The sequence below is a fragment of the Gilliamella sp. Pas-s95 genome, from assembly GCF_009795795.1.
GTDB lineage: Bacteria > Pseudomonadota > Gammaproteobacteria > Enterobacterales > Orbaceae > Gilliamella > Gilliamella bombicola.
This window is the reverse complement of the sequence record NZ_WTFC01000013.1, coordinates 42,226-65,514: the sequence shown is the minus strand read 5'-3', so window position 1 is coordinate 65,514 and position 23,289 is coordinate 42,226. Positions and strand designations below refer to the sequence as shown.

Annotated in this window: 25 protein-coding genes and 1 pseudogene; 7 read left to right on the top strand and 19 right to left on the bottom strand. The window is 33.1% G+C overall.

Annotated elements, in window-relative coordinates:
- The 3 genes from GQ598_RS05245 to GQ598_RS05235 form a co-directional block, all read right to left on the bottom strand.
- Window positions 1-448, bottom strand: a 448-nt coding sequence (locus GQ598_RS05245) for an IS3 family transposase (RefSeq protein WP_160402661.1), incomplete at its 3' end; no start/stop codon positions are given.
- Window positions 449-459: 11 nt separating this feature from the next.
- Entirely contained in the window at window positions 460-741 is a 282-nt protein-coding gene (locus tag GQ598_RS05240; RefSeq protein ID WP_160402660.1) for a transposase, read from the bottom strand.
- A 106-nt stretch (window positions 742-847) separates the two neighbouring features.
- Window positions 848-1,141 (bottom strand): helix-turn-helix transcriptional regulator, encoded by a 294-nt coding sequence (locus GQ598_RS05235; protein WP_160402659.1) that lies wholly within the window; start codon window positions 1,139-1,141, stop codon window positions 848-850.
- A gap of 210 nt (window positions 1,142-1,351) precedes the next feature.
- Between GQ598_RS05235 and GQ598_RS11335 the strand changes: the two genes are divergently transcribed.
- Window positions 1,352-1,681 (top strand): AfsA-related hotdog domain-containing protein, encoded by a 330-nt coding sequence (locus GQ598_RS11335; RefSeq protein ID WP_160402658.1) that lies wholly within the window; start codon window positions 1,352-1,354, stop codon window positions 1,679-1,681.
- 160 nt (window positions 1,682-1,841) lie between these two features.
- Window positions 1,842-3,371, top strand: a complete 1,530-nt coding sequence (locus GQ598_RS05225) for an MFS transporter (RefSeq protein WP_160402657.1) — start codon at window positions 1,842-1,844, stop codon at window positions 3,369-3,371.
- Between the two features lie 140 nt (window positions 3,372-3,511).
- Here GQ598_RS05225 and GQ598_RS05220 read toward each other — a convergent pair whose 3' ends face one another.
- The 5 genes from GQ598_RS05220 to GQ598_RS11330 form a co-directional block, all read right to left on the bottom strand.
- Window positions 3,512-3,700: a hypothetical protein gene (locus GQ598_RS05220; protein WP_141683322.1), complete on the bottom strand. Its 189-nt coding sequence runs from the start codon at window positions 3,698-3,700 to the stop codon at window positions 3,512-3,514.
- A 362-nt stretch (window positions 3,701-4,062) separates the two neighbouring features.
- Window positions 4,063-4,608 (bottom strand): RNA polymerase sigma factor, encoded by a 546-nt coding sequence (locus GQ598_RS05215; protein ID WP_160402656.1) that lies wholly within the window; start codon window positions 4,606-4,608, stop codon window positions 4,063-4,065.
- Window positions 4,609-4,865: 257 nt separating this feature from the next.
- The gene (locus GQ598_RS05210; protein ID WP_160402655.1) at window positions 4,866-5,054 is read right to left on the bottom strand and encodes a hypothetical protein; all 189 of its coding nucleotides are present in this window, start codon (window positions 5,052-5,054) and stop codon (window positions 4,866-4,868) included.
- A 211-nt stretch (window positions 5,055-5,265) separates the two neighbouring features.
- Window positions 5,266-5,508, bottom strand: a complete 243-nt coding sequence (locus GQ598_RS05205) for a hypothetical protein (RefSeq protein ID WP_091346804.1) — start codon at window positions 5,506-5,508, stop codon at window positions 5,266-5,268.
- A 244-nt stretch (window positions 5,509-5,752) separates the two neighbouring features.
- Entirely contained in the window at window positions 5,753-5,953 is a 201-nt protein-coding gene (locus GQ598_RS11330) for a DUF2892 domain-containing protein (protein ID WP_160402654.1), read from the bottom strand.
- 510 nt (window positions 5,954-6,463) lie between these two features.
- Here GQ598_RS11330 and GQ598_RS05190 point away from each other — a divergent pair.
- Window positions 6,464-6,769: pseudogene (locus GQ598_RS05190) on the top strand (transposase).
- A gap of 80 nt (window positions 6,770-6,849) precedes the next feature.
- On the opposite strand, the gene GQ598_RS05185 reads toward GQ598_RS05190, so the two are convergent.
- Complete coding sequence (locus GQ598_RS05185; RefSeq protein WP_085246549.1) at window positions 6,850-7,230, bottom strand: VOC family protein; 381 nt, start codon at window positions 7,228-7,230, stop codon at window positions 6,850-6,852.
- 127 nt (window positions 7,231-7,357) lie between these two features.
- Between GQ598_RS05185 and GQ598_RS05180 the strand changes: the two genes are divergently transcribed.
- Window positions 7,358-8,329: a YafY family protein gene (locus GQ598_RS05180; RefSeq protein WP_160402652.1), complete on the top strand. Its 972-nt coding sequence runs from the start codon at window positions 7,358-7,360 to the stop codon at window positions 8,327-8,329.
- A gap of 309 nt (window positions 8,330-8,638) precedes the next feature.
- On the opposite strand, the gene GQ598_RS05175 is transcribed toward GQ598_RS05180, so the two are convergent.
- From GQ598_RS05175 to GQ598_RS05155, 5 genes are all read right to left on the bottom strand, one after another.
- A complete protein-coding gene (locus GQ598_RS05175; RefSeq protein WP_160402651.1) occupies window positions 8,639-9,622 on the bottom strand; it encodes an AEC family transporter in 984 nt (327 codons plus the stop codon).
- A gap of 908 nt (window positions 9,623-10,530) precedes the next feature.
- Window positions 10,531-11,661 (bottom strand): ABC transporter permease, encoded by a 1,131-nt coding sequence (locus tag GQ598_RS05170; protein ID WP_160402650.1) that lies wholly within the window; start codon window positions 11,659-11,661, stop codon window positions 10,531-10,533.
- Between the two features lie 5 nt (window positions 11,662-11,666).
- Window positions 11,667-14,465 (bottom strand): ribosome-associated ATPase/putative transporter RbbA, encoded by a 2,799-nt coding sequence (gene rbbA, locus GQ598_RS05165; RefSeq protein ID WP_160402649.1) that lies wholly within the window; start codon window positions 14,463-14,465, stop codon window positions 11,667-11,669.
- A 13-nt stretch (window positions 14,466-14,478) separates the two neighbouring features.
- Window positions 14,479-15,552 (bottom strand): HlyD family secretion protein, encoded by a 1,074-nt coding sequence (locus tag GQ598_RS05160; protein ID WP_160402648.1) that lies wholly within the window; start codon window positions 15,550-15,552, stop codon window positions 14,479-14,481.
- Window positions 15,553-15,820: 268 nt separating this feature from the next.
- Entirely contained in the window at window positions 15,821-16,342 is a 522-nt protein-coding gene (locus GQ598_RS05155; protein ID WP_160402647.1) for a DUF2867 domain-containing protein, read from the bottom strand.
- A 267-nt stretch (window positions 16,343-16,609) separates the two neighbouring features.
- Here GQ598_RS05155 and argE point away from each other — a divergent pair, with 267 nt between their 5' ends.
- The gene (gene argE / locus GQ598_RS05150) at window positions 16,610-17,767 is read left to right on the top strand and encodes an acetylornithine deacetylase (protein ID WP_160402646.1); all 1,158 of its coding nucleotides are present in this window, start codon (window positions 16,610-16,612) and stop codon (window positions 17,765-17,767) included.
- 57 nt (window positions 17,768-17,824) lie between these two features.
- Here argE and rnz read toward each other — a convergent pair whose 3' ends face one another.
- Together rnz and GQ598_RS05140 are read right to left on the bottom strand one after the other, a co-directional pair.
- Window positions 17,825-18,742 (bottom strand): ribonuclease Z, encoded by a 918-nt coding sequence (gene rnz / locus GQ598_RS05145; protein ID WP_160402645.1) that lies wholly within the window; start codon window positions 18,740-18,742, stop codon window positions 17,825-17,827.
- Between the two features lie 6 nt (window positions 18,743-18,748).
- The gene (locus GQ598_RS05140) at window positions 18,749-18,976 is read right to left on the bottom strand and encodes a YccJ family protein (protein WP_085247933.1); all 228 of its coding nucleotides are present in this window, start codon (window positions 18,974-18,976) and stop codon (window positions 18,749-18,751) included.
- A 74-nt stretch (window positions 18,977-19,050) separates the two neighbouring features.
- On the opposite strand from GQ598_RS05140, the gene yaaA reads away from it, so the two are divergent.
- Window positions 19,051-19,824 carry a peroxide stress protein YaaA gene (gene yaaA / locus GQ598_RS05135; RefSeq protein ID WP_160402644.1) on the top strand — a complete coding sequence of 258 codons (774 nt, stop codon included), beginning with the start codon at window positions 19,051-19,053 and terminating at the stop codon, window positions 19,822-19,824.
- A gap of 10 nt (window positions 19,825-19,834) precedes the next feature.
- On the top strand, window positions 19,835-20,794 hold the full coding sequence (locus tag GQ598_RS05130) for an AEC family transporter (RefSeq protein ID WP_255471314.1): 960 nt from the start codon (window positions 19,835-19,837) through the stop codon (window positions 20,792-20,794).
- A 13-nt stretch (window positions 20,795-20,807) separates the two neighbouring features.
- Here the strand turns inward: GQ598_RS05130 and GQ598_RS05125 are convergent, their stop codons facing one another.
- The 3 genes from GQ598_RS05125 to GQ598_RS05115 all read right to left on the bottom strand — a co-directional run bounded on the left by GQ598_RS05125 (window position 20,808) and on the right by GQ598_RS05115 (window position 23,237).
- Complete coding sequence (locus tag GQ598_RS05125; RefSeq protein WP_160402642.1) at window positions 20,808-21,659, bottom strand: carboxylate/amino acid/amine transporter; 852 nt, start codon at window positions 21,657-21,659, stop codon at window positions 20,808-20,810.
- A gap of 215 nt (window positions 21,660-21,874) precedes the next feature.
- On the bottom strand, window positions 21,875-22,657 hold the full coding sequence (locus GQ598_RS05120) for an AraC family transcriptional regulator (protein WP_160402641.1): 783 nt from the start codon (window positions 22,655-22,657) through the stop codon (window positions 21,875-21,877).
- Window positions 22,658-22,682: 25 nt separating this feature from the next.
- Window positions 22,683-23,237: a YbhB/YbcL family Raf kinase inhibitor-like protein gene (locus tag GQ598_RS05115; RefSeq protein WP_160402640.1), complete on the bottom strand. Its 555-nt coding sequence runs from the start codon at window positions 23,235-23,237 to the stop codon at window positions 22,683-22,685.
- Between the last annotated feature and the right edge of the window lie 52 nt (window positions 23,238-23,289).

Below are 23,289 nucleotides of genomic sequence, written 5' to 3'. Positions count from 1 at the left end.
GCCTAGCAATTACTTTTCGTCCATATAAATCGATAATCACCGACAAATATAACCAACCTTCACCCGTTTTAATATAAGTAATATCAGTTACCCATGTCGTATTCGGCTTATCAGGGTTAAATTGCCTATCTAACGTGTTGTGCGCAATATTGCGATGAGTCGTGTCTGTTTTATACTTGAATTTACGTGCTGCTTTACTCCGTAATCCCAATTGTTGCAAAACACGGCCAATTGTCCTTTCTGAAACTTGATAGCCCGCTTCCCTTGCATCATGAAGCAGGCTTGGCACACCCAAACGGGCCTTATGTTGCCAATACTGCTTTTTAATATACTCGCTGAGTTTGGCTGATTTGTTTGCCCTTTTTAACCAAGCATAATAACCCGATGAACTAACACCAAGTAATGAGCATATCTTAGTAACGGGATAGCAGGTTAAATGCTTTTTCATATAAGCGTACTTCACCGACTTGGATTGTTGATGAAGTACACATGCGCCTTTTTTAGTATATCATTGGCCATTTTCAATTCTTTAATCTCTTTTTCTAACGCCATCATCCGCTGTTGCTCAGCTGTTAACTCTCGACGGCTGGTTTTATTCGGGGAAAGTTGCCTAATCCATTTATCTAGGGTTGATTTACCCACACCTAGATGGTTGGCAAGTTCGCTGATAGAAAGGTGTGCATGAGATAACGCATAATCCACCGATTGTTGTTTGAATTCGATACTAAATTTTTTGACCATGATATTTGTCTCCTATGATTTATATTTATATCATAGAGGCGACTTCTGTCCACTTTTTTGGCGAGGATCAAATTTAATCTTTTTTTAAATATTAGAAAAATACTTCCTACAATTTTTCAGAGGGTTTCCATTTAGTAGAAATCAGCTCAAGTAAGCCTGGAAAATCTTTTTCAATTTCTTTTCTTCTTAAAGTTGCCAGAGAGCAATTCCCCCGATCTACCTGAGATATGAGTCCAGCCTCTCTTAAAATTTTGAAATGATGTGAACGGGTAGCTTTTGTTAATTGCAACCCAAATGATGTGCAATGCCGCTCAGCTCCAGGGGCATCTTGTATTAAACTTTGAATGACCCATAAACGAGCTGGATCACTTAATGCTTTAAATATTTTAATTAAATTCATTTTTTCTCATAAGTTCTTTTTCTTATTTAAATGCTTAAAAAATTGACATTTAGATAAAAATGTAATATCAATAGAAGGTTCGATAAAATTCAAACCTTGTGTGTAAGTCAAATACAACCCTCTGAGCATACTACAAGATTATCAATAAAACATAAACTATTTAGTTTATTACTTACAATAATAAGGGAATAAATATGAATCTCGCCTCTGTTGACAAAAAAAAACTCTATCCTCTTAGAAAATTGTCAAACAATTAAAAAACAACTAGTTCATAGAATAGCTATCAATGAAGTATTTCTCACTGACATTAAGCAATCGTCTAACAATAGCTACGTTATTGCTGCTCAACTACCAAGAACTCACATGTACTTTAATGATGTAGAAAATGGATATTATGATGCAACTCTATTGTTAGAAGTATTCCGTCAAGTATCAATTTGTATTACTCATCATTTTTATAACATATCTTACTCAACTAAATTTATTTTTAGTTTGGATACGGGATGCATAACTGTATGGGACAAGAGTTCGCTAGATTAGAAATTTGTACCGTTATTAAAACACTACTCACATTATTGCCCGATTTGAGCTTAGACCAAAAATTTATTAAAGATATATCTTGGGATGAGGGAATTGTTTTGAGACGCCCTAACACATTACCTGTCGCGAGTTGTAAAATATTTAACTAGAGAACTTACAAATGAACAAAAAAATTGACAATCCCAAAACAGCCATTGTATTAATATCCATATTGCTTGCTGTATTTGTAGTACCAACATCTATCTCAGGAACCGCGATTGCACTACCATTTATAGGTGCTGATCTCTCTGCTAATTTAACTTCACTACAATGGGTTGTTAATAGTTTTAATTTGACCTTTGCTTGTTTTACTTTGTTATGGGGATCATTCGCAGATAATTTTGGTCATAAAAAATCATTTATAGTAGGTGCAACTATCTATACGGTTGCTTCCTTATTATCCGCTATGTCCATTAGTCCTTTAATGCTTGATATAGCTCGAGGTTTGGCCGGTGTGGGTGGTGCTGCTATATTCTCATGTGGAAGTGCCATACTAATCAAAACTTTTGATGGAGATAAGAGAACTAAAGCATTCGCATTTTTTGGAACAACAGCGGGCATAGGTATTACATTTGGCCCAACAATATCAGGTTTTTTGTTAGACTTATTCAACTGGCGAGCTATTTTTATATTACATACCGCTGTCTTGGCTGTAGTAATACTAATGACACCAACTATAACAAAAGATAATCTTACTAGACTTCAACATCCATTTGATAAAATTGGGTCAATAATTTTCACCATAGCTTTGTTTCTATTAATGTTTTCAATTAGTGAAAGTGCCCAATGGGGATGGTTAAATATAAAAACATTAATATTGTTGGGTGTAAGCTTTCTTTCGGGTGTTATATTTGTAATGTATGAAAAATCGATCACTAATCCAGTGTTAAATCTAACGCTATTAAAAAATAAAAAATATGTAGGTTTGATTCTCGTTCCTGTTGTTGCTAGTTTCAGCTTTGTTACTTTACTTACCTATTATCCAAGTTATTTAATTGGCGTTATGCAGTTCAGTCCTTCTTATGCTGGCGTTATCATGATCACATTAACTGTTCCCGTATTATTCTGCCCTTTACTGGCAGGAAAAATTGTTTCATCCGGAGTCTCCGCAATATCTATTATATTTGTTAGCCTTATTTTAATGATTTTTGGCGGAATTTTATTGTTTTTAGTTGGTGGTGTTGATGGACTGCTATACCTAATCGGTTTTGCACTATTTATGATCGGTGCTGGAATGGGACTAACAGCAGGACTTGTTGATGGGCTAGCGTTAAGCTGTGTTGAACCTCATCATACAGGTATGGCAGCTGGCTTATTGAATACATTACGTTTAGGTAGTGAAGCCATAGCAGTTGTATTATATGGTTCATTATTAACAGCTAATCTTAATGGTATTTTACCAGATTTATTAATAAAATATAATTCGTCAATCGATGTAATAGAAGACTGGATAAATTCAGTAGCTAGTGGAAATCTCACCGCGCCACTATCTAATGTTGCTACAAATATTCAGTCAATTATGCTTAATGATATCATTACGAGTTATCATAGTGCCTTCAATTTTACATTAGCTATATTAACTATTATTAGTACAATAATTTGCTTGTTTAGCATATTGTTGTTGAAGAGGAAGAATGTTCCCATTAATTAAGGAATCTTCTTTAGAATTAGTATCAATGATGACAATGACAATGACAATGACAATGTAAATACCCCAAACTTAGTACAAGATTCAAGTAGAAAATAATACTACTTGTTTTAGTGTTTTATATTCAATCGGAGTCATATTATTTAATGCTTCATAAGGTCTTTCGGTGTTATAACTGGATAACCATGATATTCAGCCAGTTTATCTAAGTAACGGATAATTCTCCCTGCCGGTAAGCTTACTGCAATATCAATGCCTAGCGCCTCACGATTAAAGTCATCGATGACATTGAATGTCCTAAAGCGACGTTGATTACCACTACTGTCACTCATAAAATCCATTGACCAACATTCACCTTGTTTATTGGGGACTAATAACCTTTCCGGGCATCGTGGAGGAATGCGCTGTTTACGCTTTACCCTTACTTTTGAAGTTTGTATATCAACGAGAAAACAATAGGGTTGACCATTTAACCCAGACCCAGGAATAAAAATTTTGTGCGAAATGTTATCTGGTACAAAACTAATACTAGGAGCTATATAAGTTTCTTTAGTAACTTTGACTAACCTACTGATTTAGTCGCCTATATTTTTATTCCTCGATAAGTAGTATTATCTAGTTTAATATTCATAGTGTTCATTAGTAATCCTATAAAATTATAAAAACTATAAATCCTGACACTTAAATATTATATTCAGGAAAAATGGCCACTAAGTTCCAATTTTTTCCGTACAATATTTCTAGCTCTATGAAGTCTACTTTTCACTGCTTCAATGCTTAGTCCAAGAATATCGGCCACCTCTGGAGCTGTTAATTCATTAATATCTCTTAGAATTAAGACAGTTCGATAAGTGCCCGGAAGAGAAATTATTGCTCTACTCAAGTCAATTTTTAAGACTGATTGTTCTGAGCTACTAATATAATTAGCTTCATATAATTGTTCTACCTCATTTGGAGCCATATGAAAAATTTTTTTATTTGACCTAAAAATTCGATAACATTCTCGTTCGATGATACGAAACAACCATGATGACAATGCAGAGATTGTACGTAAGACCTCTATTTTTTTATATAAAATCCAAAGAGCAACCTGCACAGCATCTTCAGCATCCTCAGCATTAGAACAAACTTTTCTTGAAAAACGATTTAGATCTGGTTGACATATTTCAAGTAATTTTAGTAAAGCTACTTGGTCACCAGAACGAGCCAATACGATAAGATTTTCATCAATTTTATTCATAAACACTCCTTATTTATCTACATAGAAGAGATTTAATTCTATAAAAAGGATTCAAATATTTTATATTTTTTTAAATAGAATATAAAAATCTGTAATATTTAAGTGTTAAAAATATGATAACTATAAGATATATATCAATAACTAGTAATTATATCTATTATATAATGCAATCAATTTTTTACTATCGAAAGTAGGTAATAACATCATAATTCTTTATGAAGAATAACCTCTCTCATAAAATATGACAACGATTGTAACTATCCCCCTAAAATAGCTAATAAATCGCCTTTTCTTACTTTATGATTATCAAGTACTAGAACATCAGTTATAATTTCAGGTACTCTAGTGGGCACAATACTTACATTCCCATGAACATAAGCATTATTTGTCTCCTCGAAAAAATAACCATGCCAAACCATTCGAACTAGTACAATACAACCAATCATAAATCCCACACCCAAAATATATTTCTTCAAATTTTTACGAATATTATTTGAAGATAATTTTTTTCATCTTCTTGCGACATCTTATCTAAACTCTATCACCATGTTATGGCTTTCATTCTAGGGTGCATAGTTCTGTTTTAAGAGCTATTAGAACAAGTAAATTTCGGATCAAAACTATGCAATCTACGACCACCTCACATATGCATATAAACTATTTATCTTTTTTTGCGCATGGTTCACAAGTTTTACCTGAATTATAAATAGTAAGAATGAGACCTATAACCCAGCAAGCAGGGCATCCTCGCAATACCACAAATCCGCAAATAGCAGAAAAACCCCCTAACACTACAGTTAACAGAGCACCTTGAATAAACAAATAGATGGCTAGACCTAAAAACCCAAATCCTAGACACCCTCGTAACAAATGAACTACAACAGAAGAACTTTTAAACATATTTTCGCCTCCAAAGTTATTATGTTTAGTCTGCAATTTAATCGAAGAAAATGGTTTTCCATTCACATTTCAATGTAAGTTGCAAACCTGCTTAAATAAAGTGCATATAAAACAAAAAAGATTCAAAAAAATTCATTTAATTTTAATGAATTTAAGTGCAATAAATCTGAGTACAGTCTTTAGCTTCCTTGAAGTAAATAGTTTTTATGAGTACCGAACTTCAAGGAAAACTACAATTAATTATTTAATCTATTTTCCTTTTCGCGATAAAACACATAGGGCAAAAACCCGTAACTCCTGTACAAGCTAAAACACATCCTACAGCTATGGTTATCCACATAACTAAATCAGTTGGTGCAAAAAGAAAACCCAAGCAAGCAATACACGCGCCAATAAAAACTCTACATACACGTTCAAAACTAGGGACATTTTTTTTAAAACTCATCATCTACCTCTTTTTTATGGTTAAAGATTAATCTCACTAATAAAGAGCTAGCCAAATTAAAAAAGGATTCAAAAAATTTTCATTTAAATTTAGTATCAATGATTTTAGATTTAATAAATTTGAGTGCAGCCCTTAATTACGGTTTGCTGATATTTAAAGTGCATAGTGGATTAGACAAAAAGATGAGTATATGTTGTTACAAATAAAACATTAAACAAAATTATTATTAGCTTAGCATTAACATACTGATTAACTAGACAGTTCTTAGATGTTTTATAAATTAACGAATAGGTATTTTCTCCAAGAAAGTTATACAAATTAACAATTAATCCCCCTTATTTCCCCTAATTGGATATTATTTAATTTAATATATTACATATAATAAAATAAACTGTGTTTGAGTATATACAATATGATATATAACAATAAGAAACGAAGAACTTTAATGTAAATACCCCAAACTTAGTACAAAATTCAAGTAAAAAATAATCTTGCTTGTCTTAGGGTTTTATACTCAACAAAATACGAGTAGATAATGGACCGGAATTTACTGGAAGAGTCTTTTCCAACGGGGCAAAATCACACGGTATCACTCTTGATTATATTTATCCCAGTAGCCCATATCAAAATGGTTACATTGAAAGATTTAACCGGACTTATTGAACTAAAGTGTTAGATTTATATCTTTTTAACAACTTAGCACAAGCAAGGAGAATAATCGAAGAATGGTTAACGATTTATAATACCGAAAGACCTCATGAAGCATTAAATAATATGACGCCGATTGAGTATAAAACACTAAAACAATCAGCATGATTTTCTATGTCTATTTTGTACTAATTATGGGGGTATTTACAAATAAAAGCCCCATTGTTTTAATTTATTAAGATAATGTTTTATTCAAACTTTGAAGTGTCGGTAGCACAAACCCGAAGACGATGACCATCGGGATCATTTCCTACAAATGTGTATCCGAAATCGAGCATTTGGGGTTCAAGTTCAATTTTGACGTTTAGTTTCTTCCATGTCGAATAAATCTCATCTACATCATTTTTTGTTACATCACTAAATGACAACTCAAAACCACCATAATGATTGGGTGCCTTTGGAGTTATTTCATCAGCCCCTTGTAGCCCCAAAATAAAGTTATCATTCAATAAAAATACAGCGAAGCCAGGATAAGTTTCAACAGGTGGGCGTCCTAGTATTTTTGTGTAAAATTCTGTACTAGTATCGACATCTTTGACATAAACAATAACGCTATTAGGTTTAAACATTTTTTGTTTCCTTTTGGTGATAAAATTTAATTTACTTAATTTTGGTTATCTATATTATGATGTAGCATTGCTGACAACTGTATGTCATATTTAAAATTTAATATAAATTATTTTGTAAACATAAAGCATGAAAATTAATCGTATAATTACTATCATCATGGTATTGCTTCAAAGAGAAAAAATAAGCGGTAAAGAATTAGCAGAAAAATTAAATGTATCATTGCGGACTATTTATCGAGATATACAAGTTATTGAGGGAGCTGGTATACCCATTATTACGTATCAGGGAAGTGCGGGTGGAATAAGTATTTTAAAAAATTATAAAATTAGTAAAGGTTTATTCACTAAAGAAGATGTCATTGTATTATTAAAAGGCCTGAACTTATTATCCTCACCAATTTTAAATGAAGATGAAAATGTGAGAACGCTAGAAAAGATCAAAAGTCTTTTATCAAAACACGATCTCGATCAAGTAAGAAATGATCTAAGCCAACTAACTGTTGATTTATCGCCTTGGCTTTCTAAACAGAATATTAATAATAAAATATCGATCATCAAGGAGGCAATAAATAAACAATTGCGTTTATCTTGTGAGTATATAAAACTGAAAAATAAACAAGATTCTCGTCTAATTGAATCATATAAACTCATTTTCAAAGAAAAAGAGTGGTACTTGCAGGCTTTTTGTTTAAGTAGAAATGATTTTCGGCTATTTAAACTGTCTAAAATGTCTAATATAAAAATCACGAATACCAAATTTATTAAACAAACCACACCTGATGCACTTTCTTCATTCGAAAAAAACATGGAAAAAAGAGTCTTTAAAATAAAATTATTAATAGATAACTCCATTTTAGAACGTATTTTAGATTACTGCGATGAACAAGATCTTCATAAATTAAACGATAAACAATATATTGTGGATTTTAACTTTATTGACGATGATTATAGTTATGGTATTTTGATGAGTTTTGGGCATCAATGTATTTGTTTAGAACCTGAATATGTTCGTAAAGAAATGATTGAAAGAACGAAAAAGCTAATTAACTCTTATAAAAAAAACGACAATTTATTTATTTCAAATTATTATCTTAAATAATTTGCTATGTTCTTAGTGCTATCAATAGTACTTAAAGTGTTCATTTATGATTTTACTAATAAAATCATAAATGAACACTGGTGTTCTATACAATCATCCCCCACTATCACAAAAAAATCAATAAAATCAATACCTTTTCTGACCGATTTTTTATAAGAAATAAGGCAGTATTTTGTTATAACAATAGGATAGGTTTATTCTGAGGTTGTATTGCAATTAAAGGAAAGTCGCTTACAAGAAATGTGTAATAAGTAATAAAATGCCCTCATTTAAAACTAAACGAGGGCATCAATACCTAGTTTTTATTTATTAAGCAACACCAGGAATGGTGAAATCCATAATAAGTAATAAAGTTGGTAAAATAAAGATAGATAGAACCGTTGATGCAAAGAAAATGCTTGATGCTTGTTCTTGCTCAACATTCCAATTATAAGCCAAAATAACTGCCGTTGATGCCGTTGGCATTGCCAATAGGAATACTAGCTCTTCAGCCTCCATCCCTGTGATACCAAATAGATATACAGAAATAAGTGCAACAATTGGTGTAATAAAACTTTTCAATACAATATTGACCATTAATGGTTTAGATAATTTCAATTTAACCCCATGAATACCAACACCGACCGCAATAAGCGAAATAAAGTTACAGGCATTTGACATAATATCAAAAGTGTTAAATACAAAATGAGGTAACCATTGAGTTCCATCAGTGACACTAACAATTAGCCCTAAAATCACAGCTAAAAACATCGGTTTCATGAGCGAGTTTTTTACTGCACTAAAGATCATATCGCCGGTGACTTTACCGCCAGATAATTTAGTATCACAGAGTTCTAATAAGAAGATTGTCATTGGAATCAATGATAATGCGACAACAAAATTAGCAATTGCGACTGAAATGGTAGATGCTGCCCCAAGCATCAACGTTAAAAAAGGCACCCCCATTCCGCCCATATTGGGAAAGCAGCAAAGCATTGCATTCATTGCTGTTGATTTTAACTCTTTATGCAAAATGTATTTATTGGTTAAAAAGCAAATTATCCATAAAAATGACATAGTGCAGAAAAAGGCAATCATCCAAATACCATTAAATATTTGCGACGGTTTAGCATGAGAAGTATGCACAAAAAGCAATGCAGGAAAGACAAAGTTTGATACCAGTCCAGATAATAATTTTTTAGAATCCTTCGAAAAAATTCCTTGTTGTACACAGAACCAACCAAGAAAAATTAACAAAAAAACCGGAAGACAAGAACTAACAACTTGTCCAACTGCTGACCAGATTAGATTCATTTTTTTAAAACTCCTAAAATAATATTACTTAAAAGACAAATTCGGTAATGGCCGGTAACTTCAGATTAGAGATTATATTTATAGACCTAGCTAAAATAAGTGATTACAAAATCGAATATATTTTATTACATGCAAAACAGCATTCTTTTTGTTGTAAATTGTTATTATTAAATGCTATTTCACACTTAGTATGCTTAATAAAAGACATTATTAATATAGGAACCTTTTGTTATATTTCAATGAAAATATAGTAACTTGAAAGCATTATACTGATTCTAATAGACCTTGTGTCAACCAAGATCTTTCGACTGCCTTAAAAAAACAAAAAAACACGAAAATTTGGCTCGATATTTACTAAAAATAGCAATTTATTTCTTTAAAAAACAACAAATAAGTAAAAAAAAATAACAAATGTTAAAGTATGGTAAAAATTAATATTGCACTAAAATTCTTTAAATAACAGTTTTCGTCATACTTTATTTGCTATAAAAACTACTAAAATCAAATTTAATTAATTGATTTAATTTTTTTATATCAAATTACTGCTATAAAGATATTTTGCTGATATTTATATAATGAAGATAAAAAGAGAAAACAATATATAAAAATTTGTTTATTAATAGTCAATTAATAATTAACATAATGTAAATCATTTATGCCACATTGTAAAATGTGTAATGCCATTTAAACTAATTTTAGCTTAAAAAGCTTATTTAGCTTTTTATTTTTATCGATAAACACCATTTTGCCCAATAGTAATTAAGCGCTATTATTCAATAGCTAGAATAGAGTTTCTTTTTTCATTATAAATGGGCAAGCGGTGTTGTGCCAATATTTACAAGAACAATTAATAGTTGTTGTTGGCTAAAAAATCGCATCATACACTGATGTACCAAATTATATAAATGCTATGATCCCATATTCACAATTGAGCTACGAAAACGCCTTAAAGCAATTAAAAAGAACACGGTACCAATTACCAATAACCATGCAAACGAAGTCCAAACTACACTTAAGCCAGCACCTCGATACAATATTGCCTGTCCTAATTCAACAAAATGCGTTGTTGGGGCAAACATCATAATATTTTGCACAATTTCTGGCATACTTTCGCGCGGAGTACTCCCCCCTGATAGCATTTGTAATGGTAACAAAATTAAAATAAGTAACATTGCGAATTGCGCAGTAGATTTTGCTACTGTTGCCATAAAGATACCAAGTGACGTTGTCACAAAAAGATGTAGCGCTGCACCAATCAAAAATAAAGCTACCGAACCAGCAATTGGTACATTTAGCCAACTATGAACAACAAGTAACAACGCTACCCAAGTTGATATTAATACCACAAGTCCCATTGACCATACTTTGGATATCATAATTTCAAAAGGAGTAACAGGCATGGCAAGAAGATGGTCAATCGTACCATGTTCGCGTTCTTTCATTAAGGCGGCACCAGTTAATATAATAGATAATGTTGTTACAATATTGATAATTTCCATGACCGAACCAAACCAAGATCGCATTAAATTAGGGTTAAAAGCAGTATGCACTTGTATATTAACGGGCAAATTTGTTACCTTACTGTAACGATTGACATATTCAGTCACTTCACCAGTAATAATTTGCGTTATATAACCATTTCCGACAAACGCTTGCCCCATTCTGGTTGCATCAATATTGAGTTGAATTTCTGGACTTTGATTATTTAGCACATCACGCTGAAAATTAGGCGGAATATTTAAAGCAAACGTATAATTATCCGTATCCATACCACGATCGACATCATCCATTGAATATAATTTAACAGGAGTATTAAACATTGGCGGATAAAAGGCTGTAATAATTTGTCTTGATAAGGGTGAGTTATCTTCATCAACAACGGCAATCGAGGCATGATGTAACGAGTCAGAAGTTGCCGTTGCAGCAATATAAATATCAAAGGTAAAGCAATAGGCAATTAATAGCAACATGATAGGATCACGCAATAACCCCCATAACTCTTTAATCCCTAAGCGATAAATATTAATTAAACTTTGCATAATATCTACCCCTCTTGCTTTTTAAGGAGAAAAATACTGGCACCCAATACAATAGGGATTGTGACCAATAAAGCAAATATTGAATTATGCAGATCGATAAAACCAAGCGCTTTATTAAACACACCACGAGCAATAATTAGCATATGCGTTGTTGGATAAACCTCGCCAATATAACGGCCACCGCCTTCTAGAGATGCGACAGGGTTGAGCAATCCTGAAAATTGAATTGCTGGTAACATTGTCCCTACGCAAGTTAAAAAAATAACGGTAATTTGGCTACGGGTGACAGTCGAAGCCAACAAGCCAAAACCCGTTGAAATAATACAGTAAGCAAATGCTGCTAGGCACAAAGTAAACAAGCTTCCTTTTACAGGCACACCAAAAATGGTGATTGCCATAAATAACAATAATAAAAAGCTAAACATAGAAATAATGATATAAGGCACTTGTTTGCCTAGCAAAAACTCAGCTTTAGTTACGGGTGTTACATATAAATTAATAATCGAACCCATCTCTTTTTCACGCACGACCGATAAAGCTGCCAGCATTGATGGAATCATTAATAATAAAATAGGTATTACCGCCGGTACCATGGAAGGTAAGCTTTTAATATCAGGATTATAACGATATCTTGTTTCTATATTTGCCAAGCTAGTTGAGGATTTTCCTGTTACTTCTTTTACTTTTTCACTTAACCAAGCAAGATGCATGCCTTGCACATAGCCTTTGATTGTTTCGGCACGTAACGGCATTGCCCCATCAATCCAAATGGCAATATCAACGGGATCGCCTCGTTGTATGTCACGACCAAAATTTGGTGGAATTTCAATCGCTAAAGCAATGTCATTACTGCGCAACCGCGCATCCATATCGTTATAATCAGTGATAGGTGCCCTTTCAATAAAATAACGTTTAGAGCCTGACAAATTTAGAGTATAATTTTGGCTGATTACACTTTGATCGCGATCAAGCACAGCAAAACGCAGATCTTCAACATCCATCGTAATGCCATATCCCATAACCAACATTAAAATTGCTGAGCCTAATAACGCTAATAATGCTCGCAAAGGATCGCGAGATAATTCAAGAGTCTCACGCCATAGACACCCTATCATACGGGTAAAACTAAATCCTTGAAGGTGATGATTTGGTAGTGTTTTTGTTGCTTGATTGAGTATTTCTTTTGGCGGTTCAACAGAGCGTTCTTCTGCATTACTATCATCAGCTCCTGCATCAACAAGATAACGAATAAAGGCCGCCTCTAATGTTTTAGCATTTTTGGAGCTGATAATGTTATCTGGCGTATCACTTGCTAATACTTTACCTGCATGCATTAATGAAATTCGATCGCATCTTGCGGCTTCATTCATAAAGTGAGTTGTGATGAATACCGTTACTTTATCTTTTCTAGAAAGTTCGATAATTAAACGCCAAAAATCATCACGAGCAATGGGGTCAACACCTGATGTTGGTTCATCAAGGATAAGAATTTGCGGATTATGCACAACGGCAACTGACAATGAAAGCCGTTGCTTTACCCCTAAAGGTAAACTATCGGGCAGATTTTGTGCGTCTTGTTCTAAACCAAAACGTTTCAGTAATTCTTCAACGCGAGCGGATATTTTGCTTTCTTCAATACCAAACAGACGCGCATGTAGAACTAAATTTTGTTTGACTGTTAACTCACTATATAAAGAAAATGCTTGAGACATATATCCTAAATGACGCCTAACATTAATATCACTGGCATCAACCGGTTTACCAAATAACCATGCTTCTCCTGATGAAATCGGTAATAAACCCGTTAACATTTTCATGGTGGTTGATTTACCACAACCATTTGAGCCTAAAAAGCCAAATATTTCACCTTGTTTAATTGAAAAATTAACATGATCAACTGCAATAAAATTACCAAATTGTTTAGTTAAATCTTTTGCTTCTATAGCTATTTGCAAATCTTTATTAAGATCTAAAGGTGGAATTTCGACAGTTTGATAACCTTGTCTAGCGCTTTTTGGCATGAGCTGAATAAATGCATCATCTAAATTATCTTTTCCTGTTTTAGCTAGTAATGATTTTGGTGTGCCAGTTTCGAGAATCTTACCGCCATACATCGCAACCAACCAATCAAAGTTTTGGGCTTCATCCATGTAGGCAGTTGCCACAACCACACTCATTTGTGGTCGTTGTTTACGAATTTTATTAATTAACTGCCAAAATTGGGCTCTGGAAAGTGGATCGACCCCCGTTGTGGGTTCATCAAGAATTAACAAATCAGGATCGTGGATTAACGCCGAACATAAGCTAACTTTTTGTTTCATACCACCGGATAGTCGCCCTGCCGGTCTTGATAAAAATGGGTATAATCCAGTACTATGCGTTAATTCATCAATACGGCGACGACGCTCAACCGCATCATTACCAAACAAACGAGCAAAAAATTGCAAATTTTCTTCAACAGATAAAGTCGGATAAAGATTTTTGCCTAATCCTTGCGGCATATAGGCAATACGTGTACAGACGTTTTTGCGGTGTGATTTGTCTTTCATATCACCATCTAAAACATACACTAAGCCTTCTTGAATAACATGTGCGCCAGCAATCAGCGATAATAAACTCGATTTTCCCACACCATCAGGCCCAATAAAACCCACCATGCATCGCGGTGGAATGGCTAAACTAATATTATTGAGCGCACAGTTTTTTTTGTAATACAGCGTGACATTGCTTACTTTTACCACTGCATCATCAATGGATTTAGCTTGGTTTAATAAAACTAAATTCTTATTGTCTGAATCTGACATCTGCTATCTCCAATTATTCGGTTGGACATTTTGCAATATCAGATAAGCCAGCTGGCCATGGCGTTTTAGGATCAAGCTTAACCCAAGCCACACCAGGTAAACCTGTTTTAACTTGAGTAATATAACATTTTAATAATTCAGGGCTTAATTGTGCTTTAACTCTAAACATCAATTTTTGACGTTCATCTTTTGTTTCAACGGTTTTTGGCGTAAATTGGGCAACGCTTGAAACAAACGAAATTTTAGCTGAAATAGCTTTATCTGGTAACGCATCTAAAATAAGTCTGACTTCATCACCAATAGCCACCTTACCCGCGACAGTTTCAGGTAAAAAGAAAGTTAAATAAACATCATACAAATTAACTAAATTTAGTACTTTACCGCCCGACGGTAAAACTTCACCTAACTGAGCAATGCGATATTGAATACGACCATCAACAGGCGCTATTAAAGTACTATCATCAATATCAGCTTGAATTCTTCTAATATTAGCGCTGGCAACATTGATTGCCGATGTGGCGCTATCAACACCCGCTTCGGCTACAGCAATCGCCGCATCAGCAGCAGTAACTTGTGATTTTGCAGAATCTAATGCTGCTTTAGCATTGTTTACTTTAGCAGTATCATCATCAAATTGTTGAATTGATATTGCGCCTTTTTGATATAGGGCGGTAGTTCGTTGTAGATGTTTTGAGGCGATATCTAAGTCACTTTCTTTTTGGCTTACACCTGCTTGTGCCGCAACTTTATCGCTCATTTTTAATGCTACTTGCGCTTTAGCACTTGCCTCATTACTGACCGCTTGTCGATGTTGTGCTTGGGCTTCGTTAAGTTGTGCTTGTAAGGTATCCGTTTGCATGACAACTAAAGCTTGACCAGCTTTAACAAAATCGCCCTCATCAACATTAATTTTTTCTATTCTACCAGCTAATTTAGCTGAAATATTGATTTCAGTCGCTTCAATACGTCCGTTGCCACTAATAAAATCTGAACCATACCCATCAGTTTTTAATTGCTGCCATAAAATAAAAATAATAGAAATAATAACAACTGCAATAACAATCCATTTCCTGCTTATATTTTTCATATAACACCTTATTTTTTTAAAACGATTCATAATAATTTTTAACGAGATAACAAATCGTTATGGCCTAATTAATTGCATCGTTTAAATAGTATCAAATGTTTATGGCAAATAATATCTGTTCATAAAACAATCGCAATAAAAGCTAAAAAATTAAGCAGGATGGTTTTATATTTTATTTATAGATTTGAAATTAATAACATCACTATATTATGCAATAAAGCTGATATGCTCATTACAACTTGATAAGTTATTTATAATAAATGACTTATTATTTTATATTTTCAAATAATTTATTAACAATATAAGGATGTAAAATAGCAACGGGTAACATATATAATTTCCCCCAGATATTGTGATTTTTAACTGATGCAATTAAATATACTGTATTTTTACTTATGTCATTACCTTTATCTACAACACGAATACAAACACATACATCTAAATGGCAATCTTTTACAACTAATGTCAGTTTATCGTTGGTTTCCTCTGTTATAGTAAAAAAATCGGCCATATTGCTTTCGTCTGGTTGATGCTTATTTTCCGCAGAACTATCAAATCCATTAATCGCTTTGACACCGATTAATTTCACTAAACAATCCCTTATTTTAAAGAGTATTTTTAGCCATCTAGGTTGATAAGATGTCATCATTTTATAAGCTTCATAGGCTGTCAATTTTTTAGAAATATCTTTTTTTTGACAATCTAAATAATCAATTTCTTCTGCAATAAAGCTTACATTATCAGGTAATGTTTGCCGTACTTTTATGATATTGTTTTGTTTATTTTTCATATAATTATTCCCCTTCCTCCTATTATATAAAATGCTTATCTAAAACATGAATAAAAGTCATAAAAAACACCACATTCAACAAATTTAGCAGTCAATTTAACTCATAATCAGCTAACTATACATTAGTTAATGTACATATTGAATACTATCAAAACATAAAACATTAATTGAAACAAAGTGGTTAGTTGTATGCAAAAAATAATGTAAATGGTATGCTTATAACATTATTAAAAGTATATCTTCGATTTGTCATTTAAAGGTGCATTTATGACGCTACCATCTTTTTTAACACTATATAATGAATTAATTTCAACACCAACAATTAGTAACGTTACTAACGAGCAATTAGATTATTCTAATAAACCACTTATCGATAAGTTAGCAAGTTGGTTTGAAGATTTAGGTTTTGTTATTGATATCCAACCCGTTCCTAATACTCGCCATAAATATAATATGTTAGCTACTTATTCAAACAGCGAAAATAAAACACAAGGCGGTTTATTGCTAAGTGGACACAGTGATACTGTCCCGTTTGACGATGGGCAGTGGACTAAAGATCCTTTTAAACTAACCGAAGAAAATAATAAGCTGTATGGGCTTGGTACCGCTGATATGAAAGGATTTTTTGCCTTTATTTTAGATGCTCTACGTGATATTGATCTTAAAAAGTTAACTAAACCCATTTATATCCTTGCCACTGCCGATGAAGAAACATCAATGGCTGGTGCGGCATTTTTTGCCAAGAATACCAAACTACAACCTGACTGCACTATCATTGGTGAACCAACATCGTTAATCCCAATTCGCGCACATAAAGGGTTTATCTCTAATTCTATTAAAGTGATTGGTAAATCAGGACATTCAAGCGATCCCGATAAAGGCATTAACGCTATCGAAGTGATGAATTTAGTCATTGAACGCTTGTTAGTGCTAAAACAGAAATTTAAAGAACAATACCATAATGACGGGTTCAGCGTACCTTACCCTACCCTAAATTTAGGTGTTATTCATGGTGGCGATGCGGCCAACCGTATTTGTGGTTGTTGTGAGCTTGTGATTGATATTCGTGTATTGCCCGATAACGATGTTGATTCACTTTATCATGCGCTTTGTGAAGCACTACAACCCGTTATGGATAAATACCCAAATCGAATTGAGATACAGTATGAGGTTGCGCCAATTCCGGGGTATGAATGTAAAAAAGATCATCCAGCATTACAGCATATTGAAAAATTAGTCGGTCATAGTGCCGAAACGGTTAACTATAGCACCGAAGCACCATATTTAAATCAAATCTCGCCGACAATTGTATTAGGGCCGGGATCAATCGAACAAGCACATCAACCGGATGAGTTTATTTCAATGGACTTTTTAAAACCAACCAAAGTAACTATAGAAAGGCTAATTAAGGATTTTTGTCTTTAGTCAATTATCTCAATTCGCCGATAACCTCGGCGAAGTTTAATAAAAAAATTTGATTAATTAAACGTGAAAGGTTGCAAAATCGGTAGCGATTTCAGTATTAACAAAGACACTTTTTGCTTCATTAACTAACTTTTTATTATCATTCAAACTATATCTAGGGCTTATATGAGTCATAATAAGCCGTTTGGCCTTGGCTTGTTTGGCAATGGTTGCGGCATGAATGGTTGTAGAATGCCCACGTTCGAGTGCTTTATCTTTTAGTGCGTTTTCTTGTGTTGCTTCATGAACAAGCAAATCCACATCATTAGCAAGCTCAATCGATGCTTGACAAGGTATGGTATCACCTAAAATAGCCAGCTTTTTGCCTTTTTTTACTTTACTTTGATAATCAACTCCACGAATAATGCGCCCATCATCTAAAGTTACCGTTTTACCTTTTTTTAGATCACTATAATAAGAACCAGCCTGAATATTAGCTTGCTTTAATTTATCGATATCAAGCTGAGCTGGTAGATCCTTTTCGATAATACGATAACCAAAACACGGCACACGGTGTTGTAATAATTTTGCTTCAACTTGAAACTGATTATCTTCAAAAACAATGCCATTTTCTTCAAGTTCAATAATATTGAGTGGATAGGTTAACCAAGAATAGCTAATTTCAATAACTGTTTCGACAAGCTGTTTAATTCCTTTCGGAGCAATCAATGTTAAAGGTGATTGATTTTGCATCAAAGAACGGGACGTTAAAACACCCGGTAGCCCAAATACATGATCACCATGTAAATGTGTTAAAAAAATGATCTCAAGTTTAGCGAGGCTAAATTTGGCTTTTTGCATTTGCATCTGAGTTGTCTCGCCACAATCAAAAAGCCATAACTTACCCCTCTCTTGTCTAAGATCGAGCACCATACTACTTACATTGCGCTCTGCTGTTGGGGAACCAGCACTTGTCCCTAAGAAAGTTAAATTCATAAAGATTTAAACATTTTTACGCTCAATAGTTTGCTCACCCCAGAACAACTTATCGGCTTTGGTTTTAGAAAACGCGAGTTTCAACACTTCATCACTACCTTCCGACCAAATTTGTTCGGCAAGTTTTTCATCATGGTTAGCTAGCTCAAAAATCGCCTCTGCAATTTCAATCGAGGTTTCACGAACAGAAGCCCAAGATTTAATATCATGTATTTCTTTTTTATCGATGTTCATTTTGCTACTCCTTTGGATTGAATTAGATGTAAAATAAACCTATTTATTGCAAAATACAATAGGCTATATACGTTATGATAACAATTATTTCTCCAGCAAAAACTTTGGATTACCAATCACCATTATTAACCAAAAATCACACATTACCTCAATTTATTAACTCAACTAAAATACTCATTGAAGATTGCCAAAAATTAAGTATTGAGAATTTGGCTAATTTAATGTCTATTAGCGAAAAATTAGCCGAACTCAATTATGAACGATTCAAAAATTGGCATAGTGATTTTAATCTTGAAAATGCAAGACAAGCCATACTTGCTTTTAAAGGTGATGTTTACGAAGGATTACATGTTGAAGATTTTACTGATAAAGATCTACAGTTTGCACAATCTCATTTAAGAATATTATCGGGTCTTTATGGTATTTTAAGACCACTTGACCTAATTCAACCTTATCGTTTAGAAATGGGGATCCGCTTAAAAAATGGCGATAACACTAACCTTTATCAATTTTGGGGCGATAAATTAATTCAACACCTTAATAGCGAACTAGCCAAATCATCACATCGCACATTAATCAATTTAGCCTCAAACGAATATTTTAAAGCGATCAAACCAAAACAATTAAACGCAACTATTATTCAACCTATTTTTTTAGATCAAAGCAAAGATACCTATAAAGTTATCAGTTTTTATGCTAAAAAGGCACGAGGACTGATGAGCAGATACATTATAAAAAATTGCATTGAAAACAGTAACGATATTAAAAGTTTTAATTTAGAAGGCTATCAATTTGATTCAAAACGATCAACTGACTTAGAATGGTACTTCATACGCAATCATCAATAACATAATAACAATGGAATTTTTTACTACATTATGGGTGCAGTTTTTATCTACCCTGCCCCTTTTTATGCTAATTTTATTGGGTTTTTTAGCTGTTAAACTAGGTCGTTGGCAAAAAACAGTCACCGATAGCTTAACCAAATTTACCTTTTATATTGCATTTCCCATCATGTTGTTTCAGATCATGAGCCATTTTTCTGAACATTCGCAAATCGATATAAAACTGTTATTCGTCTTTTTTGGTGGTTCCTTTATCGTCTTTGCAATTGGCTGCTTAATTGCATCAAAAATATTTAAGTTAAATGGCTCAGAAAGCACAATATTTGCTATGGGTAGCATCTACACCAATACCGTGTTTGTTGGTATTCCTATTATTAAAATGTTATTAGGCGATGATGCTATCCCCATTGTTGCCATTATCGTTATCTTTAATGCGTTAATTTTATGGACGCTTGCGACGGTTTCTATTGAATTTGTGCAAATGGGGAAATTTTCAACTAAAGGGATTGTTAAAGCCTTTAAAAATGTTTCAAAAAATCCCATTATTATTGGAATTTTTACAGGCATTGTAGTGAATTTTATTGGTTTACCGTTACCTAACTTTATCGATAAATCAACCAAAATGGTGAGTGAGATGACCGCACCTCTTTCATTAATTGTTTTAGGAATGGGATTGGCTGAATATAAAATTCGCGATAAACTTTTAATTACAACAGCTATCTGCACATTAAAATTGACTCTGTTACCTATTGTTACTTATATTTTAGGTAAACTCATTGGACTACCAACTTTAGAATTGCAAGTTGTGGTATTACTCAGTTCAGTTTCAATTGCGATAAATTGTTATATGATGGCAAGGCAGTTTGAAGTGTTGCAAGGCCCTATTGCTTCAAGCTTATTAATATCAACGACGTTATCTTCTATTACAACGCCATTGATTTTATCTATTATGTTGCAGTTACCTTTTGCTTAATATTGATTGAGTATCATTTAATACGTTTAAACTTATTATGCAAAATTAAGGCAAAAATAATAACTGTACAACCAATTAAAAATCTTCCCCAATCAATGGATTGATGCCAAATCACCACATTCACCAAAATCCCTGTTGGAATTACCATGTTATTCATAATAGCCAAAGTGCCCGAATCCACTTTGGTTGCACCATAATTCCATAAAAAGTAACACACACCAGAAGCAACAATTCCAAGCCAAATAATAATTCCCCATTGCAAACTAGTTGTTGGTAATTTTGATGCATCACCAAACAGCAGCCAGCCTAAAATAGCAACAACCACAGCGCCTAAATAAACCCATGCAAAAGCTTGATGTTGGGGCATTGGATAAACTTCCATAATCCTTTTATATCCTACTTGACCTAATGCAAAAACGATATTAGCACCCTGGATCAATAAAAAACCAATAATAAAATTAGCACTAATATGATCATAGCGAATAATAGCTGCGCCAATTACCGCAATAATTGCCATTAAAAGATAGCTAAGCCTTAATGGATGATGCTGCAATAAATCATAAATAACTGTGACATAAATTGGAGTAAAAATAGTAAATAACAGGACTTCAGGCACCAAAATATATTGAAAAGAATTATAATAAAAAAAGTACATAATCCCTAATTGACATGCCCCCACTCCCATTAAAAGCAACATCTGCTTAAAACGAATATTTTTAAAACGTAAAAATGGAATAAAAGTCATAAAGGCAAGTAGCACTCGCATCACAACAGCAAACCAAGAATCCACTTGTCCACTTAAATAAACCGCAATAAAACTAAATGAAAATGACCAAATAATCGTTACCAAAATAAGATAAAGCATAATTATTGAATATATAAAAAATAACTAGATATAGATCGTATCAATTGGCTTATCAATTGTAAACTTTATATCATCAAATTTGATTACTATGATAAAATAATTGACAATCTGTAGGAATTGCTAGCGCTATATACAGTAGTTTGAGAAACCATGTTAATGGACATGCATAAAAATAATTGAATAAATAAAATTAAATGTTAGCGATAAAAAATTGACTAACGTAGCCTCTTTGGTGAAAATCCAAAACGTTGTTTAAAGTAAAAAGCAAAACGAGAGCCTGATTCATATCCCACTTCTTGGGCAATTTGTAGGATCGTTTTTTGGGTAGTTTGCAACAGCATTAAACCAAAATTCATTCTTATATCTAAGATAATTTTAGATAAATTACATCCTTCTAAAGCAAAATGTCGCCTTAAAGTTGATTCGCTCATAGCAAATTGTTTAGCAATTTCTGCTGCCTGCCACTTTTTGTCTGGCTGCTGGTTAATAATTTCGCGAATTTTTTGGCTAATTTTTGGGTTATTATTCAGGGGAAAATACACACCAAATGCAGATAATCTGATTAATAATTCAATAAATAAATGTTTAACAAGATTAGAATTGCATTGGTTATGTGTCAATAATTCTGTTTTAATCTGTATCACTCGAGTAATAAAAGTTTCAGGTAATATTGTTTCAACTTTAATTTTTTTAAGAACTTGACTACTCTGACAAAGATGAGATAAAGCAAATTGGTCTATTAACTGTGCATGCCAAGAATAACAGATGGCTTGATAATCCTTATCATCAATATAAAAATTATTTATATTCATTAAATTACCTGCTGGAATTAGGACTAATTGACCTGTTTTTACCTTAAAATATTCGCCCTCACATTCAATCTGTTTTTCGCCATTTATGACATAGACAATCATAGGATCATTGCTGTGAATCTGCTTTAGGGTTTGATTACAACGTTGTGTTATATAAGTCACTCGACCAATTGAAGCAAAATCCATAATCCTAATAGCCTATTAACCAATATCAACGTGAGTAGGAGTAAATCATATCTGCCTTCGCTATTTGATGCGAATTAGCAATAAAACCAATTAGAGCTGGTGTGGTTTGTTCATCAACCTCAATGTGATCAATGTCTAGTGCATAAAGTGTAAATTGATATCGATGAGTCGAATTTAGCGCAGGACATGGACCGCCGTAATTTATTACGCCAAAATCATTACGTACTAACCTACTTCCTTTAGGTAATAAATTGGGATTATTTCCTGCTGATTGTTTAATAAACGGCGTTTGTACAGGAATATTAACAATCACCCAATGCCACCAGCCAGAACCCGTTGGTGCATCAGGATCATACATAGTTAATACTAAACTTTTTGTCGCTTTGGGTAGATTTTGCCATGAAATTTGCGGAGATATATTTTCGCCTTGGCAACCAAATTGATTGGATATAAACCGAGCTGTAAACCCTTTATCGATAAGATCAGTGCTAGTTAATTGTAATTGTGCCGCATAACTGCAACTTGTGCTCAATAATAATGTACTATAAATAATGGCTTTCGCTTTGTACAAAATACGCATGTTAGCCTCTTTTGACTATTAAATAAAATCCATCATAAGGAATTTTCAATCT

Coding starts and splice junctions, on each gene's coding strand:
- GQ598_RS11330 (WP_160402654.1), bottom strand. CDS start 5,953: ATGAGTTTTAAAAAAAATGTCCCTAGTTTTGAACGTGTATGTAGAGTT.
- GQ598_RS05185 (WP_085246549.1), bottom strand. CDS start 7,230: ATGTTTAAACCTAATAGCGTTATTGTTTATGTCAAAGATGTCGATACT.
- GQ598_RS05225 (WP_160402657.1), top strand. CDS start 1,842: ATGAACAAAAAAATTGACAATCCCAAAACAGCCATTGTATTAATATCC.
- GQ598_RS05125 (WP_160402642.1), bottom strand. CDS start 21,659: ATGCTTTATCTTATTTTGGTAACGATTATTTGGTCATTTTCATTTAGT.
- GQ598_RS05180 (WP_160402652.1), top strand. CDS start 7,358: ATGAAAATTAATCGTATAATTACTATCATCATGGTATTGCTTCAAAGA.
- GQ598_RS05235 (WP_160402659.1), bottom strand. CDS start 1,141: ATGAATTTAATTAAAATATTTAAAGCATTAAGTGATCCAGCTCGTTTA.
- GQ598_RS05115 (WP_160402640.1), bottom strand. CDS start 23,237: ATGCGTATTTTGTACAAAGCGAAAGCCATTATTTATAGTACATTATTA.
- rnz (WP_160402645.1), bottom strand. CDS start 18,742: ATGAATTTAACTTTCTTAGGGACAAGTGCTGGTTCCCCAACAGCAGAG.
- GQ598_RS05130 (WP_255471314.1), top strand. CDS start 19,835: ATGGAATTTTTTACTACATTATGGGTGCAGTTTTTATCTACCCTGCCC.
- GQ598_RS05205 (WP_091346804.1), bottom strand. CDS start 5,508: ATGTTTAAAAGTTCTTCTGTTGTAGTTCATTTGTTACGAGGGTGTCTA.
- argE (WP_160402646.1), top strand. CDS start 16,610: ATGACGCTACCATCTTTTTTAACACTATATAATGAATTAATTTCAACA.
- GQ598_RS05155 (WP_160402647.1), bottom strand. CDS start 16,342: ATGAAAAATAAACAAAACAATATCATAAAAGTACGGCAAACATTACCT.
- GQ598_RS05220 (WP_141683322.1), bottom strand. CDS start 3,700: ATGAGTGACAGTAGTGGTAATCAACGTCGCTTTAGGACATTCAATGTC.
- yaaA (WP_160402644.1), top strand. CDS start 19,051: ATGATAACAATTATTTCTCCAGCAAAAACTTTGGATTACCAATCACCA.
- GQ598_RS05160 (WP_160402648.1), bottom strand. CDS start 15,552: ATGAAAAATATAAGCAGGAAATGGATTGTTATTGCAGTTGTTATTATT.
- GQ598_RS05215 (WP_160402656.1), bottom strand. CDS start 4,608: ATGAATAAAATTGATGAAAATCTTATCGTATTGGCTCGTTCTGGTGAC.
- GQ598_RS05210 (WP_160402655.1), bottom strand. CDS start 5,054: ATGATTGGTTGTATTGTACTAGTTCGAATGGTTTGGCATGGTTATTTT.
- GQ598_RS05170 (WP_160402650.1), bottom strand. CDS start 11,661: ATGCAAAGTTTAATTAATATTTATCGCTTAGGGATTAAAGAGTTATGG.
- GQ598_RS05120 (WP_160402641.1), bottom strand. CDS start 22,657: ATGGATTTTGCTTCAATTGGTCGAGTGACTTATATAACACAACGTTGT.
- GQ598_RS05240 (WP_160402660.1), bottom strand. CDS start 741: ATGGTCAAAAAATTTAGTATCGAATTCAAACAACAATCGGTGGATTAT.
- rbbA (WP_160402649.1), bottom strand. CDS start 14,465: ATGTCAGATTCAGACAATAAGAATTTAGTTTTATTAAACCAAGCTAAA.
- GQ598_RS05175 (WP_160402651.1), bottom strand. CDS start 9,622: ATGAATCTAATCTGGTCAGCAGTTGGACAAGTTGTTAGTTCTTGTCTT.
- GQ598_RS05140 (WP_085247933.1), bottom strand. CDS start 18,976: ATGAACATCGATAAAAAAGAAATACATGATATTAAATCTTGGGCTTCT.